This is a genomic window from Lentzea flava (assembly GCF_014648475.1).
In the GTDB taxonomy this organism is placed as follows: Bacteria; Actinomycetota; Actinomycetes; order Mycobacteriales; family Pseudonocardiaceae; genus Lentzea; species Lentzea flava.
On the sequence record NZ_BMRE01000015.1, the window covers coordinates 63258 to 78107 of the forward strand.

Annotated in this window: 19 protein-coding genes; 11 read left to right on the plus strand and 8 right to left on the minus strand. The window is 68.8% G+C overall.

Annotation, left to right across the window (positions count from 1 at the left end):
• The first annotated feature begins 5 nt into the window (after window positions 1-5).
• Window positions 6-794, plus strand: coding sequence for an AraC family transcriptional regulator (locus tag IEZ09_RS19170; RefSeq protein WP_229812711.1), 789 nt, complete (start codon window positions 6-8; stop codon window positions 792-794).
• Here the strand turns inward: IEZ09_RS19170 and IEZ09_RS19175 are convergent.
• A complete protein-coding gene (locus IEZ09_RS19175) occupies window positions 733-1350 on the minus strand; it encodes a TetR/AcrR family transcriptional regulator (protein ID WP_189255092.1) in 618 nt (205 codons plus the stop codon). The two genes, IEZ09_RS19170 and IEZ09_RS19175, sit on opposite strands and share 62 nt — an antisense overlap.
• An 85-nt stretch (window positions 1351-1435) precedes the next feature.
• Here IEZ09_RS19175 and IEZ09_RS19180 point away from each other — a divergent pair, with 85 nt between their 5' ends.
• A complete protein-coding gene (locus IEZ09_RS19180; RefSeq protein ID WP_189255093.1) occupies window positions 1436-2074 on the plus strand; it encodes a class I SAM-dependent methyltransferase in 639 nt (212 codons plus the stop codon).
• On the opposite strand, the gene IEZ09_RS19185 is transcribed toward IEZ09_RS19180, so the two are convergent.
• A complete protein-coding gene (locus IEZ09_RS19185; RefSeq protein ID WP_189255094.1) occupies window positions 2022-2804 on the minus strand; it encodes a DUF3152 domain-containing protein in 783 nt (260 codons plus the stop codon). The genes IEZ09_RS19180 and IEZ09_RS19185 overlap by 53 nt on opposite strands.
• Before the next feature lie 79 nt (window positions 2805-2883).
• Here IEZ09_RS19185 and IEZ09_RS19190 point away from each other — a divergent pair, with 79 nt between their 5' ends.
• Genes IEZ09_RS19190 through IEZ09_RS19200 form a run of 3 tightly spaced genes read left to right on the plus strand, consistent with a single transcriptional unit; the run spans window position 2884 to window position 5834 of the window.
• On the plus strand, window positions 2884-3549 hold the full coding sequence (locus IEZ09_RS19190; RefSeq protein ID WP_189255095.1) for a response regulator: 666 nt from the start codon (window positions 2884-2886) through the stop codon (window positions 3547-3549).
• The gene (locus IEZ09_RS19195; protein ID WP_189255096.1) at window positions 3546-5261 is read left to right on the plus strand and encodes a sensor histidine kinase; all 1716 of its coding nucleotides are present in this window, start codon (window positions 3546-3548) and stop codon (window positions 5259-5261) included. Before IEZ09_RS19190 ends, IEZ09_RS19195 begins: the two co-directional genes overlap by 4 nt.
• A gap of 48 nt (window positions 5262-5309) precedes the next feature.
• Complete coding sequence (locus tag IEZ09_RS19200) at window positions 5310-5834, plus strand: dihydrofolate reductase family protein (protein ID WP_189255097.1); 525 nt, start codon at window positions 5310-5312, stop codon at window positions 5832-5834.
• On the opposite strand, the gene IEZ09_RS19205 is transcribed toward IEZ09_RS19200, so the two are convergent.
• Window positions 5818-6624 (minus strand): NAD(P)/FAD-dependent oxidoreductase, encoded by an 807-nt coding sequence (locus IEZ09_RS19205; protein WP_189255098.1) that lies wholly within the window; start codon window positions 6622-6624, stop codon window positions 5818-5820. The genes IEZ09_RS19200 and IEZ09_RS19205 overlap by 17 nt on opposite strands.
• A gap of 50 nt (window positions 6625-6674) precedes the next feature.
• Between IEZ09_RS19205 and IEZ09_RS19210 the strand changes: the two genes are divergently transcribed.
• A complete protein-coding gene (locus tag IEZ09_RS19210; protein WP_189255099.1) occupies window positions 6675-7235 on the plus strand; it encodes a helix-turn-helix domain-containing protein in 561 nt (186 codons plus the stop codon).
• A gap of 7 nt (window positions 7236-7242) precedes the next feature.
• Window positions 7243-7512 (plus strand): DUF2277 domain-containing protein, encoded by a 270-nt coding sequence (locus tag IEZ09_RS19215; protein WP_189255100.1) that lies wholly within the window; start codon window positions 7243-7245, stop codon window positions 7510-7512.
• Here IEZ09_RS19215 and IEZ09_RS19220 read toward each other — a convergent pair.
• Window positions 7509-7724, minus strand: coding sequence for a hypothetical protein (locus IEZ09_RS19220; RefSeq protein WP_189255101.1), 216 nt, complete (start codon window positions 7722-7724; stop codon window positions 7509-7511). The genes IEZ09_RS19215 and IEZ09_RS19220 overlap by 4 nt on opposite strands.
• Before the next feature lie 326 nt (window positions 7725-8050).
• On the opposite strand from IEZ09_RS19220, the gene IEZ09_RS19225 reads away from it, so the two are divergent.
• Window positions 8051-8731, plus strand: coding sequence for a hypothetical protein (locus IEZ09_RS19225; protein WP_229812712.1), 681 nt, complete (start codon window positions 8051-8053; stop codon window positions 8729-8731).
• Window positions 8732-8845: 114 nt separating this feature from the next.
• Window positions 8846-9571: a class I SAM-dependent methyltransferase gene (locus tag IEZ09_RS19230; RefSeq protein ID WP_189255102.1), complete on the plus strand. Its 726-nt coding sequence runs from the start codon at window positions 8846-8848 to the stop codon at window positions 9569-9571.
• Here IEZ09_RS19230 and IEZ09_RS19235 read toward each other — a convergent pair.
• Both IEZ09_RS19235 and IEZ09_RS19240 read right to left on the minus strand, forming a co-directional pair.
• On the minus strand, window positions 9558-10199 hold the full coding sequence (locus IEZ09_RS19235) for an HNH endonuclease family protein (RefSeq protein ID WP_189255103.1): 642 nt from the start codon (window positions 10197-10199) through the stop codon (window positions 9558-9560). The two genes, IEZ09_RS19230 and IEZ09_RS19235, sit on opposite strands and share 14 nt — an antisense overlap.
• Window positions 10200-10262: 63 nt before the next feature.
• Complete coding sequence (locus IEZ09_RS19240) at window positions 10263-11210, minus strand: methionyl-tRNA formyltransferase (RefSeq protein WP_189255104.1); 948 nt, start codon at window positions 11208-11210, stop codon at window positions 10263-10265.
• Window positions 11211-11297: 87 nt separating this feature from the next.
• On the opposite strand from IEZ09_RS19240, the gene IEZ09_RS19245 reads away from it, so the two are divergent.
• Window positions 11298-12572, plus strand: coding sequence for a lysine N(6)-hydroxylase/L-ornithine N(5)-oxygenase family protein (locus IEZ09_RS19245; RefSeq protein ID WP_189255105.1), 1275 nt, complete (start codon window positions 11298-11300; stop codon window positions 12570-12572).
• On the plus strand, window positions 12569-14110 hold the full coding sequence (locus IEZ09_RS19250; RefSeq protein WP_229812713.1) for an amidohydrolase: 1542 nt from the start codon (window positions 12569-12571) through the stop codon (window positions 14108-14110). The genes IEZ09_RS19245 and IEZ09_RS19250 overlap by 4 nt, the downstream gene beginning before the upstream one ends.
• Here the strand turns inward: IEZ09_RS19250 and IEZ09_RS19255 are convergent.
• Window positions 14088-14399, minus strand: a complete 312-nt coding sequence (locus IEZ09_RS19255) for an ArsR/SmtB family transcription factor (protein WP_229812714.1) — start codon at window positions 14397-14399, stop codon at window positions 14088-14090. The two genes, IEZ09_RS19250 and IEZ09_RS19255, sit on opposite strands and share 23 nt — an antisense overlap.
• Window positions 14396-14830 carry an SRPBCC family protein gene (locus IEZ09_RS19260; RefSeq protein ID WP_189255106.1) on the minus strand — a complete coding sequence of 145 codons (435 nt, stop codon included), beginning with the start codon at window positions 14828-14830 and terminating at the stop codon, window positions 14396-14398. The genes IEZ09_RS19255 and IEZ09_RS19260 overlap by 4 nt, the downstream gene beginning before the upstream one ends.
• Between the last annotated feature and the right edge of the window lie 20 nt (window positions 14831-14850).

The window sequence follows — 14850 nt, forward strand, 5'->3', positions numbered from 1 at the left end:
CATCGATGATGTTCGATCGTATGGTGGTGGGCATGGAGGCGTTCGACGAACTGCTGCGCGGGGTGCGCGCGGACGGAGCCGGGGTGCGCCGGGTCGAGGTCGACGGCACGGAGGTCGTGTCGGGCTTCACGTTGTACGCGGTGGCGTCGGGGGCGCTGCGTGTTCTGGGGTGGACGGCGACCGCCGGGGACATCGTGGTGGTGCGGGAAACCGTTGCGGTGGAAGGACGTGCGACGGTCATCAGCGGGACCTACGACGTCATGGGGGCGGTGGCGCGGCGGCTCACGGCGGTGTTGCCCGCCGCGTTGGTGGTGGCCGGGTCCGAGGAGTGTGCGGGGTTCTATTCGAGCGTGGGCACCGATGGGCCCGGTGTGGTGGCCGATCGGTTGCTGGACTGGATGATGGTGTGCGCGTTGCGGGAGTGGTTCGACCGCGAGCACGGTGACGGGTGGCTGGCGGCGCTCGGGGACGAGGTGGTCGGGCCCGTGTTGCGGGCGATGCACGCGGAGCCGGCACGGCCGTGGACGTTGGCGTTGCTGGCCAAGGAGGCCGGGGTGTCGCGGACGACGCTGGCCGGGCGGTTCGCCCGGCTGGTCGGGGTGCCGCCGCTGACGTACCTGACGGAATGGCGGATGGCGGTGGCGGCGGATCTGCTGGCCGAGCCGGAGGCGACGGTGGCCTCGGTGGCGCGGCGGGTCGGGTACGCGGACGCGTTCGGGTTCAGCGCCGCGTTCAAGCGCGTGCTGGGGATGAGTCCGAGCGAGTGCCGGAGCCGGTGTGCCGTGAGCGCGTGAGCACCAGCGAAAGCTGGTGATCCACCAGCTCTTCCGCCGCTTCCGGTGACACCTGACCGATCAGCACCTGGAGCATCAGGCCGTCGGCGAACGCCAGCAACGCCGCCGCGTCCCGCTTCGGATCACCACCCGGACGCACCGCGGCGATCAACCCCGCCAGCCACACCACCATCTCGTCGTTGCCCCTGCGCAGCACCTCGGCGAAGCGCGGTTCGACCACGGCCTGCGCCAGGAACGCCGCGAGCACCGGGGCCTCGGCGCGGGCGGCCGGGCTCAGCGGCAGGAGTTCGAGCAGGATCGCGCGCAGGTACGTCGCGGGGTCGTCCGAGTGCACGGCGCCGAGGCGGGCTTCCACGCGTTCGCTGATCAGGTCGAACGCGAACATCAGCATCTCGTCCTTGGTCGCGAAGTAGTGCTGGACGCGGCCCATGGACACGCCTGTCTCCGCGGCCACGTGGCGCAGGCTCACCGTGTCCAGGCCTCGCGCGGCGATCACCCGGCACACGGCGTCGCCGATCTCGCGTCGGCGCTCGTCGTGGTCGACCTGCTTCGGCATGCGACATCTCCAATGCAATCGCATTGCATCCTACGCTCGGGCTGTTTTACGATGCGTTCGCATTGCAAAACGTCAGGGGGACGTCATGCAGCTCTGGGACTTCGCCGCACTCACCTACTACCGCGTGCTCGACCGGTTCTCCGGCACCCTCAACCGGCTCGCGATCGACGAGCTCGGACTCGAACCGGGCGAGGCCGTGCTCGACATCGGGTGCGGGACCGGGGCGTTGATCCCCGCGCTCGCGGAAGCCGTTGGGCCGCAAGGACGTGTGGTCGCGATGGACTTCAGCCCGCGCATGGTGGACGTCGCGAGGAAACGGGCCGCCAGGTGGCAGAACGTCGAGGTGCGGCTCGCCGACGCGTGCGACACCAACCACGGGGCCGGGGAGTTCGACGCGGCGGTGGCGCTGGGGGCGTTCAGCGCCATGCCGGACATGCGCCACGCCATCGCGAACGCGGCTGATGCGCTCCGGCCGGGCGGGCGGCTGTTCGTGTTCGACGTACGGCTGGCCAAGAAGACCCGCACCACGAGGTTTCTGCGGGCCGCCTACCGCAGGATCGCCGGCTTCGGCGGGGCCGACGTCGTCACGGAGCTGCGGGAGGTGTTCGACGAGGTCGAGCCGGTGTTCCGGATCGAGGGCGAGACCACGACGGTGGTCATGGCCAGGAAGTTCAGGGATAGGGCCACGGATTCGGCTTGCACACCTTTCCGTCCTGCGGGATGACCGCGCCCTGAGGAACACCGTTGGTGATGTGGACGATCTCGTCGTTGGACACGCTGAACGTCTGCTGCATCATCACCGGGGCCGGGGCTCCCGCCGCCTCGCAGGCGCGGTGGCCCTGGCCGAAGGCGTGACCGGTCTCGTGGTTGACCATGTACTGGCGGTACGAGGTCAGGTCCGGCAGGTAGGCGACGGCGCCGCGGAACCAGCGGGCCGCGCTCAGGAACACGAAGTTGCCGTCGCGGCACGAGACGTCGACCGGGATCTCGAAGCCGCACACCGAACGCGCGGTGTTCTGGGAAGTCAGCCTGATGCGCAACGACGCGGGGCCCGCGACGCGCTGGACCGAACGGGCGCCGCGGGCCGTCCAGCCGCGCGGGTCGCCGAGCGTGGCGTCCACGAAGGACGCGAACGCCTGCTCGTCGACGGTGATGCCGTCCTCGACCTCGACGGCGTAGGTGCGCAACGGACCCGTGCCGACGACCGGGCCTGATCCCGGGACCACGTGGAACGTGCCGGTGCCGGACGCCGGGAAGTCCGGGCCGTCGGGCAGTTCCGAGCTGGACGCGTAGACGCGAGCCGGTGGCGGAGGCGGGGCCGCAGAAGTGGAAGGCGGCACGGAGGACGACGTCGTGGCCGGGGCTGCCGCCGGGGACGTTTCGCCTGCCGGTTGGGTCGTCGTCAGCAGCAGGGCGGTGAGCGCCACCGCCCCCAGGACCAGGTGCACCTTCATGACGGCAACGCTCGCCGGAACTGATGAAGAACCTGTTTACGTTCCGCTTGACTGTCGTGAAGGACTGCATACTGCAGTGGTGTGTGCCCACATCCTCGTGGCCGAGGACAACGTTCACCAGGCGGAGCTCGTGCGCCGGTACCTCGAGCACGACGGGCATTCCGTGGTGGTCGTGCACGACGGGCGGGCGGCCATCGACGAGACGCGGCGGCGGAATCCGGACCTGCTGGTGCTGGACGTGATGATGCCGTTGGTGGACGGCATCGACGTGATGCGAGCGATCAGGACCGAGTCGGACGTGCCGATCGTGCTGCTGACGGCTCGGTCCACTGAGGACGACGTGCTGCTCGGGTTCGACCTGGGGGCGGACGACTACATCACCAAACCCTTCCGGCCGCGGCAGATGGTGGCTCGGGTGCGGACGATCCTGCGGCGCACCGGGCGGGCGCGCGAGACGAACGCGACGGTGCTGAAGGTCGGCGATCTGACGATCGATCCCATCAGGCACGAGGTGCGCATCAAGAACGAGCTCGTCGGCCTCACGCCCGCGGAGTTCCGGTTGCTCGCGAAGATGGCCGCGCAGCCGCAGCGGGTGTTCACGCGCGAGCAGTTGCTGGAGGACGGGTTCATCACCGCGCGCACGGTGGACGTGCACATGATGAAGCTGCGCCGCAAGATCGAGCAGGACCCGCGGCGGCCAGAACGGCTGCTGACGGTCTACGGCATCGGGTACAAGCTCGTATGAACAGCCTCCTGGTCCGGTTCTTCCTGTTCTCACTGGTGATCGCGGCGTGCTCGATCGCGGTCACGGCGTGGCTCGCGAGCCAGGCGACGACCGGCACGATCCGGCAGGAGCAGGGCGAGGCGCTCGAGACGGACGCCCAGATCTTCGACGAGGTGGTGAAGTACGCGGCCACGCACGAGGACTGGTCCCGAGCGAAGTCCGAAATGGACAGGATCGCCCGGCAGCACAACCGTCGCATCGCGCTGGCCGACCACAACGGCAAGAAGTTCCTGGACACCGGAGATGCGAACTCGCCACAACTGCCCATCACTCCCAAGGCGATCGTCGACCCGCTGAACGTCAACGGCAAGATCGACCCGAGAGCCGTCGGCCCGTTCAAGCTCACCGACGAGGAGTACGACAAGCTGCACGCCTACGCCAGGGAACTGTCGGCGTGCAACCCGCACATCAAGATCGTGGACGCACCCAACGGGCGACCTCGGCTCTCCAACGACCAGCCCGGCAACCTCTCGGTCTGGGAGGAGTGTCAGGTGGGTTACCGGCTGTACACGCTCACGGCGACCGAGCAGGCCGCGTACGACCAGTTGCAGCGGTTGTTCGACGGGTGTCTCGCCAATCTGCCCACGAGCCCGCAGACCGCGACCAAGCTGCCGGGCCTGCGGACGTTCGACTGGGAGATCACGACGGTGCGCGACTCTCCGCCGGAGGTGGGTGCCTGCATGGAAAGCGCGCGCCGCACCCAGCTGGAGCCGTACGTCGCCGACCAGGCACAGCTGTACCTCACCCCGCTGACCGGCGAGGAGCCGAGGCCGATCGACCTGTCGACGACGGGCGTCACGCGGATCACGGTGGTGGCGCTGGGAATCCTCGCGCTGGCCGGGTTCGCGTCGTGGATCACCGCGACGCAGCTGGTGCGGCCGATCCGCGCGCTCACCGCCGCCACGAAACGCACCGCGGAGGGCGACCGCACCGCACGGGTGGACGGCGGCGCCGGCGAGATCGGTGAGCTGGCCAAGTCGTTCAACGCGATGTCGGAGAAGCTCGCCGAGACCGAACGGCAGCGGCAGGCGATGGTCAGCGACGTCGCGCACGAGCTGCGCACGCCGCTGGGCAACATCACCGGCTGGCTGGAGGCCGCGCAGGACGGGCTCGCCGAACCTGACCCGCACCTGATCGGCATGCTGCTGGAGGAATCCCTTCTGCTGCAACGACTCGTGGACGACCTGCACGACCTGGCGCAGGCGGACGCCGGCACGCTCAGGCTCCACCCGGAACCGATCGCGCTCGACGACGTGGTGGACCAGGTCGTCAACGCGCAGCAGAACCGCGAGATCCTGCTGCGCGCCGAAACCGCACCCGTGCACGTCACGGCGGATCCGGTGCGGCTGCGGCAGGCCCTCGGCAACCTCGTCGCGAACGCCGTCCGCTACACCCCTCCCGGCGGCGAGGTCGTCGTGAAGCTGTTCGAAGACCAGGACAACGCCGTTCTCGAAGTCACCGACACCGGCACCGGGATCGCGCAGGACGACCTGCCGCACGTGTTCGACAGGTTCTGGCGCGCGGACAAGTCCCGCAGCCGCACGACGGGCGGCAGCGGGCTCGGCCTCGCGATCACCCGGCACCTGGTGGAGGCTCACGGCGGCACGGTGTCGGTGACCAGCACGCTCGGCGAGGGCTCGACGTTCCGCGTGGAACTTCCGCTCGACCGATGAGTTCCGCCGGGCCCGACGGTCTACCCGATCGAACCAAGGGAGGCAGTCATGATCACGCACTTCGTCCACCAGTCGGCCGACGGCTTCATCGAGGGCCCGAACGGCGAGTTCGACTGGCCGCTGATGGGCCCGGAGATGTCCGCCCACTCGCTCGAGCTCTCCGGCCAGGCCGACACGCTGCTCTACGGGCGCAAGGTCTGGGACATGATGTCGTTCTTCTGGCCCCAGGCCGAGCAGCTCGACCAGTCCGAGCACACGCTGCGGTACGCGCCGATCTGGCGCGAGTCACCGAAAGCCGTGGTGTCGCGGACGCTCACCGAGGCCGGCTGGAACACCCGCGTCTTCCACGACCCCGCCGACCTGCCGGACGAGCGCATGATCCTCTTCGGCGGGTCGACGCTCGCCGCGAGCCTGACCGAGCGGGACATGATCGACGAGTACCTGATCTTCGTCCACCCGGTCGTGCTCGGCGGCGGCAAACCCGTCTTCGAGCACCCCAAGCGGTTCGACCTCACGCTCAGCGAGTCGAAGATCTTCGACGGCAGGGTCGTGATGCTCAGGTACCGGCGGTGATCAGGTCCATGTTGATCATTCCGGCTGCCTGGGCGCCCTGCGCGGCGGCGACAATCACGATGGCCATCGGGTCCGTGACGTTGCCCGCCGCGTAGACGCCCGGCACGCTGGTGCGGCCCTTCGCGTCCGTGCGCACGAACGGGCCGACCGGCGTCTCCTCGGTCTCCGCGCCCAACGCCAGCAGGAACTCGTCGCGCGGCTTGACCGGCGCCGAGTACACGAGCGCGTCAGCGGGAATGCGCTGCGAACCGGAGAGCACCGCGACCAGGCGGTCGTCCTCCACCTCGATGCCGTCCACCGACGGAACGTGCGTGACGTCGTCGGACCACTGCCGCACCAGCGCGACCTTCGTCTCCTCGCCGAACACCACGAGCTTCTGGTCGCGGACCTCGTAGCCGTGGCAGTACGGGCAGCTGAAGACGTCACGGCCCCAGCGGTCCCGCAGGAAGTCCGGCACCTCGTCGACCAGGCCGGTCGCGAACAGCAGCCGCTTCGCCGTGACCACGCGGTCCGTGAGCTCGACCGCGAACCCGTCGTCGATCTTCGTGACACCGCGGACCGTGTCGTTGACGATCTCTCCGCCGTAGCCCTCGACCTCGGCGCGACCGTGCTTGAGCAGGTCCAACGGTGAGAGCCCGTCACGAGAGAGGTAGTTGTGCATGTGCGCGGCCGGCTTGTTGCGCGGCTCGGCACCGTCGACCACGAGCACGCTCCTGCGCGCCCTGGTCAGCATCAGAGCGGCGCTGAGCCCGGCCGCTCCCCCACCGATGATCACCACTTCGTGTTCCATGCCTCCACAGTGCGTTCGACAGTTCGGATTTGGCAACGTAAGTTGCTGTTATGGCAACAACCGTGGGGCAGAGGCTCGCCGCGCTGCGAGCGGAGCACGACCTGACGCTGGCCGCGTTGTCCGAGATGACGGGCATCTCGAAGTCGACGCTGTCGCGACTGGAGACCGACCAGCGCAAGCCGACGCTGGAGCTGCTGCTGCCGTTGTCGCGGACCTACCAGGTGTCGCTGGACGACCTCGTGGGCGCGCCGGAGGTCGGTGATCCGCGGGTCGTCATGAAGCCGCGCCAGCTCGACCACGGACGGGTCGGCATCCCGCTGACCAGGTCGATCGGGCCGCTGCAGGCGTGGAAGATGATCATCAAGGATCCGGTGCTGCACGAGCCGCGCGTGCACGAGGGGTACGAGTGGTTCTACGTGCTGAGCGGGCGGATCAAGCTGCGGCTCGGCGACAAGGAGGTCGTGCTGCGCGCGGGCGAGGTCGCAGAGTTCGACTGCCGGCAGCCGCACGCCCTCAGCAGCGCGGACGGCAACCCGGCCGAGATCATCAGCCTGTTCGGCAAGCAGGGAGAACGCATCCACACCCGCGCGGCGCCACCGAAGGGGTCATAGTGGAGCCATGTGCCGAAACATCCGGGTGCTCCACAACTTCGAACCGCCGGCGACGTCCGACGAGGTGCAGGCCGCGGCGCTGCAGTACGTGCGGAAGGTGAGCGGGTCGGCGAAACCGTCGGCGGCGAACCAGGCCGCGTTCGACAAGGCGGTCGCGGCGGTGGCGGCGGCCACCCAGGAACTGCTCGACGCGCTGGTGACGACGGCGCCGCCGAAGGACCGCGAGGTCGAGGCGGCCAAGGCGAAGGCCAGGGCTGCGGAGCGCTACGGGCGCTAGTTGCGGACGCGGGTGTCGAGGTACATGCAGATCAGCTTGGCCGCGACGCCCGCGGAGCCGACGATGAACGCCTGGTCGGGACCGAGCGTGAGGGCGATGGCCCACAGCAGCAGGGCGATCAGCACGAGGATGACCGTCACCTGCGCGGCGTGCGGCCAGTGCGCGAAGTGGACGAGCCACCTCGTCGGCTGCCGCGGCTGCGGAACTTCCACGTCACCCGCACTATCGGGTGAACGCTCCGCCTGTACCGCCATCTCGCTCCTCGCTCCGGTTACTCCTGCTGGACCTATTCTCCTGAGTTGATCTTCTACGGAGTGTTACTTCTGTCCACCATGCGGTGAGCGTTGCGTGAGCATCGCCGAACGGCAGACGAACGGTCATCACCGTGATCGGTTGCCGGTCCGTCACAGTCCGTTTACCGATTGAGGTCCAGGCCACCACATTGAGTGGTGCCCTGTGGAGTAGTCGCTCAACTCTACGTAGTCGTTACACCGTTCGGAGCAGCGCCGTTTTTGTCAGACCCCTCGGATAACGTCAGGTGAAGAGAGCGGTACGAGGGGAGAAAGCGTTGCCGGACAACAACGTCAGCGTCACCGCACTGTCGTTCACCGAGTACGTCATGAGCGGACAGCGTGGACGCATCAACATCGTGTCGGAGCAGCGGGGGATGTACCTGACCGACGACCCCAGGGTGTGCGGGTTCTACAACCCGATCCGCGACGCCATGCGACGAGCGGTCAACTCGACCGAACCTGAACTGGAGCTGAAGAAGGCGATCCTGAACGCCAACCGCACGGGGCAGCCGCGGGCGTTCGAGGAGATCGCCGACGGGTTCCTGCCCTGGCTGGCGTCGTTCAAGGCCACCGGGGTGCCGGTCGAACCGGCGACCTACCGGGTCGGCGACCTCACGCTGAAGGTCCGCCCGCACCTGGGGTTGCGCAAGAAGGACGGCTCCACCTACGCGGTGCTCGTGCACACCAAGGAGGTGCCGCTGACCAGGGAGGCGGCGAACGTCGGCCTGCGGATCCTGCAGCACACCATCTCGGACACGTTGCCGGGGGCGACGCCGATGGTGCTCGACGCGCGGCGGGGCAAGGCGTACCAGATGCCGGCGCGGACGAACCTCGGGAAGCTGGACGTGCTGATCGCGGCCGAGGCGATGGGGTACGTGACGCACTGGCAGCTGTCCGGTCTGTTCGAGTCCGTCAAGGCGGTGTAGGGGGAACGGACGTCGCGGCCCGTCCGGGGGGTCGGGCCGCGACGTCCGCTTCGGCCGTTCTGCCGTGGGCGGAGTCGCAGGCACGCGCGGGCGAGCTGAGGCAGGGTCGGGGTCATGAGCACGACAGGCCTGGGGTTCAGCGGCGAGGTCGCCGCCTACTACGCGAGGTTCCGGCCCGGCTATCCGCCGCCGGTCGTCGACGCGGTGGTACGCGAGCTCGGATTGACCCGCGAACACCGGGTGCTCGACCTCGGCTGCGGCACCGGCCAGCTCGCCGCACCGCTGTCGAGGCACGTCGAGCACGTGCTCGCGGTCGATCCCGAGCCGGACATGCTCGCGCACGCGCCGAAGCTGCCGAACGTCGAGTGGCGCGTCGGGTCGGACGCGGACGTGCCGCGGCTCGGCCGGTTCGACGCGGTCGTGGTCGGGCAGGCACTGCACTGGATGGACCACGAACGGCTGTTCCGCGAGGCGGACACGAGGAAGTTCGCGATCATCGCCAACGGAACGCCGCTGTGGCACCAGCACCCGGCGATCCGGAGAGTGCTCGAAGAGTGGTTCGGCAAGCCGATGACGGCCGGTTGCGGCACGGATGCCGATGCGCGCCGACGGTATGCGGACGCGTTGCGCGAGGCCGGCTACGAACCCCGCGAGTGGACCGTGAGCCACTCGCACGTGCACACGATCGAAGAACTGGCGGGCAGCCTGTTCTCCGCCATGTCACCGGACACCCTGCCGAAGCCGCACGAACGTCCGCTGTTCCAGGAGAACCTCCGCGCGGCGCTCGGGAGCGACAGCTACGTCGAGCCGATCACCGTGACCGTGCTCAGCACGCCTTGAGCATGGACGCGAGAGCGTCGTGCTCGGCCTGGTCCGCCGTGAGCTTGTAGGTGATCTTCACCGAGATCCAGTGCTGCGCGTAGGTGCACCAGTAGGCCTGCACCGGCGGCTTCCACTTCGCCGGGTCCTGGTCGCCCTTGGCGCGGTTGGACTTCGCGGTCACGGCGATGAGCTGGATGCCGCCGAGGTCGTTGGCGAACGCCTTGCGCTCGTCGTCGGTCCACTTGTCCGCACCGGAACGCCACGCCTCGGCCAGCGGCACGGTGTGGTCGATGTCGACGTCACCGGCGTCCTTGATCACCACGTTGTCGTAGGGACTGTTCCAGGTGCCCGACACGGCCTTGCAGTCCTTGTCGGACTTCACGTCGGTGCCCTGGCGCTGCAGCACGATCTCCCTGGTGTCGCAGGAGTTTCCCTGCGAGGCCCAGTGCGGGAAGCGGTCGCGGCTGTAGCCGGCCATCTTCCCCTCCGGTGCGATCTGCAGCGCGCCGAGATCGGACGAACCGGTCGGAGCGGACCCCGTGGGCGCGGGCTGGTTCTCCTTGGAGGACTGGAGATTCGTCAGGTACCAGCCCACGGCCACGAGCAGCAAGAAGACCACCAGTGACGTCACCGCCGCGCGATTCATGCGCCCATGATCGAGCATGCCGATCACAGACCGATCAACCGGCCTGTGATCGGCATGTCGTCGTTACGGACGCGACGTCAGGTAGCCGCCCATGGTCTTGAAGTACTCGTGGGCCTTGAGCTCGACCCCGTCGGCGGTGCGAACCTTCTTGACCAGCAACGCCTTGCTGCGGCCACGCCGGGCCTCCGCGCCAGCGACGATCGCCACGCCGTCACCCTCGCGGTAGAAGATCCGGCCGGGAGTGCCGCCGTAGACGGCCTCGGACACGTCCGCCTCGATGATCTCCAGGCGCTGTCCGCGGTGGAAGCAGAACGCGCTCGGGTACGGCGCGCACTGCGCGCGCACCAGGCGGTCGAGCTCCTCCGCGGTCCAGGTGAAGTCGATCCGCAGGTCCTCCTCCGCGCGCTTGTGGAAGAACGAGGCCTGCGAACGGTCCTGCTTCACGAAGTCGGTGCGGCCGGACGCGATCTCGGCGAGGCCGTCGACCGTGATCGGGCCGAAGAGCTCCAGCGTCTTGGCGAACAGGTCCGCCGTCGTGTCGCGCGGGCCGACCGGGACCGAGCGCTGCAGCACGATGTCGCCGGCGTCGAGCGTGTCGTCCATCATGTGCGCCGTCACGCCGACCTCCTTCTCGTCGTTGAGCAGCGCCCAGATCAACGGCGAGAAGCCCGCGTACTTCGGCAGCAGCGAGTCGTGCACGTTCAACGTGCCGTGCTTGGGCAGCGCGAAGACCTGCGGCGGGATCCACGTGCGCCAGTTGCAGGCGACGATCACGTCGGGGTCGACGGACTTGAGCTTGTCGAGCAGCTCCTGGTCCTCAGGGCGCTCGCGGACGACGACCTCGATGCCGTTCTCACGAGCGAGGTCCTCGACCGAATCGCTCCAGATCTTCTCGTACGCGCCCTCACCCCTGGGATGGGTCACCACCAGGACGACCTCGTGCTCGGACGCCAAAAGTGCCTGCAGGGTGCGGTGACCCCAGGTCTGGAACCCGAACATGACGACCCTCATGGGGGTGTCCTCCTTCACTCCGGTGAGATACGGTCAGGCTAACCTAACCGGCGGCTTGCAAGGGAAGCTTAGCCTCACCTAAGTTCAATGCTCATGCATCCGATCTACGACATCGTCGGCATCGGGTTCGGTCCCTCGAACCTGGCGCTCGCCATCGCTCTGACCGAGCACAACGAGCAGGCCGAAACCCCTGTCACCGCGGTGTTTCTCGAACGCCAGGAGGCGTTCGGCTGGCATCGGGGCATGCTGCTCGACGACGCCACCATGCAGGTGTCGTTCCTCAAGGACCTGGTCACGATGCGGAATCCGGCCAGCCGTTTCTCGTTCCTGTGCTACCTGCGGGATCGCGGCCGGCTCGTCGACTTCGTGAACCACAAGAACCTGTTCCCGCTGCGCGTCGAGTTCCACGACTACTTCGAGTGGGCGGCGGCGCAGGTCGACGACCTGGTGGCCTACAACACCGAAGCCGTTGGCGTGCAAGCGATCCAGGACGACCTGTTCGAGGTGACCACCGCCACTGGTGACGTGTACCACGCCCGCAACCTCGTGTTCGCCACGGGACTGCGGCCCACCGTGCCGGACGGCGTCGAGCTGTCGGACCGCGTCTGGCACAACAGCCAGTTCCTGCACCGGATCGGCGAGCTGGAGAACCCGAAGCGCTGCGTCGTCGTCGGCGCCGGGCAGAGCGCCGCGGAAGCCGTGGCGTACCTGCACCGCGAGTTCCCGGGCGCCGAGGTGTGCTCGGTGTTCTCGCGCTACGGCTACTCCCCCGCGGACGACAGCTCGTTCGCGAACCGCATCTTCGACCCCGAGGCAATCGACCACTACTACGACGCCCCGGACGCCGTGAAGCAGCGGTTGATGGACTACCACCGCAACACCAACTACTCGGTGGTCGACGTCGACCTCATCGCGCAGCTCTACCGCACCGTGTACCAGGAGAAGGTCCTCGGCAGGCAACGCCTGCGGATGATGAACATGACCCGGCTCGTCGCGGTCGAGGAGACCTCGACGAGCACGCGAGCGGTGATCCAGTCGCTCGTCACCGGCGAGCAGGAGGTCCTGGAGGCCGACCTCGTGCTGCTCGCGACCGGCTACGACGAGGCCGCGCCGCTCCTCGGGTCGCTCGACGAGACCTGCGCCCGCGACGAGCGGGGTCGCCTGGTCGTGGGACGGGACTACCGCGTGCAGTCGTCGTTGCGCGGCGGCATCTACCTGCAAGGCGGCACCGAGCACTCGCACGGCATCACGTCGTCGCTGTTGTCCAACGTCGCGGTGCGTTCGGGTGAGATCCTTGCCTCCGTACTGACCAACACTGCCGTGCTGACCAACACTCCTGTGCCAGTCCTCGCGACCGCGTGAAACTCGACCTGAAGCTGACGGGCTGCCGGGCCGTCACGATGGACCCGGCACACCCGGCCGCGCACACGATCGGCATCTGGCAGGGCCGCATCGCGGGCCTGGACGACCAGGTCGCGGACCTGCCCGCCGCCGAGACCGTCGACCTCGGCAACGCCGTGGTGCTGCCCGGTTTCATCGACGCCCACACGCACCTCGCGTGGAACGGCCGCCGCAGCCGCACCGTCGACGTGACGGGCCTGACCACGGTCGCCCAGATCCTCGAACGGCTGGCGACCGCGCCGGGCGAGGGCTGGATCGAGGCCTCCGGCTACGACCGGCGGATCATGGACCGGCCGCTCACCGCCGCCGACCTGGACCCGGTCACCGGCGACCGGCCGCTCTACGTCGCGGACATCTCCGGCCACGCGTGCGTGGTGAACTCCGCGGTGCTGAACCAGCTTCCGGGTGTCACCGGCGACGGCTGGCTGACCGAGAACGAACAGCTGGCCGCGCGATCGTTGCGGCTGCCGTACTCGCTGGAGGAGATCACCGCCGAACTGCACGAGAGCGCGCGGCAGGTCCTGGCCGAGGGCGTGACGATGTGCGCGGAGGCGGGCATCGGCGCGGGCCTGATCGCCAGCAGCCCGCTGGAAGCGGCCGCGTACCAGCGCGCCCGGTTGCCGATCCGCGTGCAGCTCATGGTGTCCGCGTACGTGCTGCACGACGTCGCCGCCGACCCGGCCGACGGCATCGCACGGGCGATCGACCTCGGCCTGCACACCGGGTTCGGCGACGACATGCTGTCGATCGGCGCGATGAAACTGTGGACCGACGGCGGCATGATCGCGCGCACGGCCGCGTTGTCCGAGCCCTACGCCGGCACCGAGAACTCCGGTCAGCTCGCGGAGTCCGAGGAGTTCATGCGCGCGGCGATCGTCGACGGGCACAACGCGGGCTGGCAGCTCGCGATCCACGCGATCGGCGACCGCGCGATCGACTTCACCCTGGACGCGGTGGCGGAAGCGCAACGGCAACGCCCGCGCGCCGACGCCCGCCACCGGATCGAGCACTGCGGCCTCGTGCGCCCTGACCAGCTCGACCGCATCGCCGCCCTCGGCCTGATTCCCGTTGTCCAGCCGACGTTTCTCTGGTCCTACGGCGACGACTACAGCGAGATCATGGGACCGGACCGCGCACCCTGGATGTACCGCGGCCGGTCGTTCCTCGACCGCGGGATCACCGTCGCGGGCAGCTCGGACCGGCCGGTCGCGGACGGTTCCCCGTTGCGCGCCATCGAGTTCATGGTGCGGCGGCGTTCCTCCGGCGGCCGCGCGGTCGGCCCGGACGAGGCGATCACCGTCGAGGAGGCGCTCCACGCGTACACGCTCGGCAGCGCCTACGCGTGCCGCAAGGAGCACGTGCTGGGCAGCCTCACTCCGGGCAAGCTCGCGGACCTCGTGGTGCTGGGCGACGACCCGCGCACGAGCGACGCGATCGCGGACATCCCCGTGCTGGCCACGATGGTCGGCGGCACCCTCACGACTCAGCGATCTTCTTGATCGCCGCGAGCCGCCGATCCCACTGGGAGGCGAGCGAGGCCATCCACGTGGCGGTGGCGTCGAGAGCGCCGGACCGGACGGAGAAGTTGTTCTCCCGACCGGCCCTTTCGGACGCCACGAGCTCGGCCTTCTCCAGCACTCCCAGGTGCTTCACGATCGCCTGACGGCTCACTGGCAACTCGGCGGCGAGCGCCGACGCCGAGATGGGCCCCTTCTCCGCCACGAGATCGAGCACCCGCCGCCGCATCGGATCAGCGAGCGCGGCCAGCACGTCGTCGACCTGACTCACTTCTCCAGGTACTCCCGCAGCTCGTCCAGTTCGTGACCCCAGCCGTCGACGTTCCCGGAGGCGTAGCGCTCCTGCTCCTCCGACGGCAGGTCGAGCTGCGTGAACCCGCTCTCCACGACCTGCAGCAACGTGCCGCCGTCCGCGGGCGTGAGCGTGAACTCGACCAGCGTCGCGTTGCCGGGCACCGGATCCGGCCCGAGCGGACCCGACCAGCGCCACGAGAAGAACGACTCGGGCTCGACCTTCTCGATGATCGCACGCCCGGTGCCGTGCTCGGCCCACGTGAGCGTGACCTCGCCACCGGGCTCGAGCTTCGACACGGTCGCCCCGGAGTCGCCGAACCACGTCCCGAGGTGCTCGGCGGAGGTCAGCGCGGCCCAGACGCGCTGCGGTGACGCGTTGATCAGCACATCGCGTTCGATCCGGTCCACGCCCCACCTCCTGCAACCGA

Coding starts and splice junctions, on each gene's coding strand:
- IEZ09_RS19240 (WP_189255104.1), bottom strand. CDS start 11,210: ATGAGGGTCGTCATGTTCGGGTTCCAGACCTGGGGTCACCGCACCCTG.
- IEZ09_RS19215 (WP_189255100.1), top strand. CDS start 7,243: ATGTGCCGAAACATCCGGGTGCTCCACAACTTCGAACCGCCGGCGACG.
- IEZ09_RS19200 (WP_189255097.1), top strand. CDS start 5,310: ATGATCACGCACTTCGTCCACCAGTCGGCCGACGGCTTCATCGAGGGC.
- IEZ09_RS19195 (WP_189255096.1), top strand. CDS start 3,546: ATGAACAGCCTCCTGGTCCGGTTCTTCCTGTTCTCACTGGTGATCGCG.
- IEZ09_RS19205 (WP_189255098.1), bottom strand. CDS start 6,624: ATGGAACACGAAGTGGTGATCATCGGTGGGGGAGCGGCCGGGCTCAGC.
- IEZ09_RS19185 (WP_189255094.1), bottom strand. CDS start 2,804: ATGAAGGTGCACCTGGTCCTGGGGGCGGTGGCGCTCACCGCCCTGCTG.
- IEZ09_RS19170 (WP_229812711.1), top strand. CDS start 6: ATGATGTTCGATCGTATGGTGGTGGGCATGGAGGCGTTCGACGAACTG.
- IEZ09_RS19210 (WP_189255099.1), top strand. CDS start 6,675: ATGGCAACAACCGTGGGGCAGAGGCTCGCCGCGCTGCGAGCGGAGCAC.
- IEZ09_RS19180 (WP_189255093.1), top strand. CDS start 1,436: ATGCAGCTCTGGGACTTCGCCGCACTCACCTACTACCGCGTGCTCGAC.
- IEZ09_RS19175 (WP_189255092.1), bottom strand. CDS start 1,350: ATGCCGAAGCAGGTCGACCACGACGAGCGCCGACGCGAGATCGGCGAC.
- IEZ09_RS19245 (WP_189255105.1), top strand. CDS start 11,298: ATGCTCATGCATCCGATCTACGACATCGTCGGCATCGGGTTCGGTCCC.
- IEZ09_RS19230 (WP_189255102.1), top strand. CDS start 8,846: ATGAGCACGACAGGCCTGGGGTTCAGCGGCGAGGTCGCCGCCTACTAC.
- IEZ09_RS19235 (WP_189255103.1), bottom strand. CDS start 10,199: ATGAATCGCGCGGCGGTGACGTCACTGGTGGTCTTCTTGCTGCTCGTG.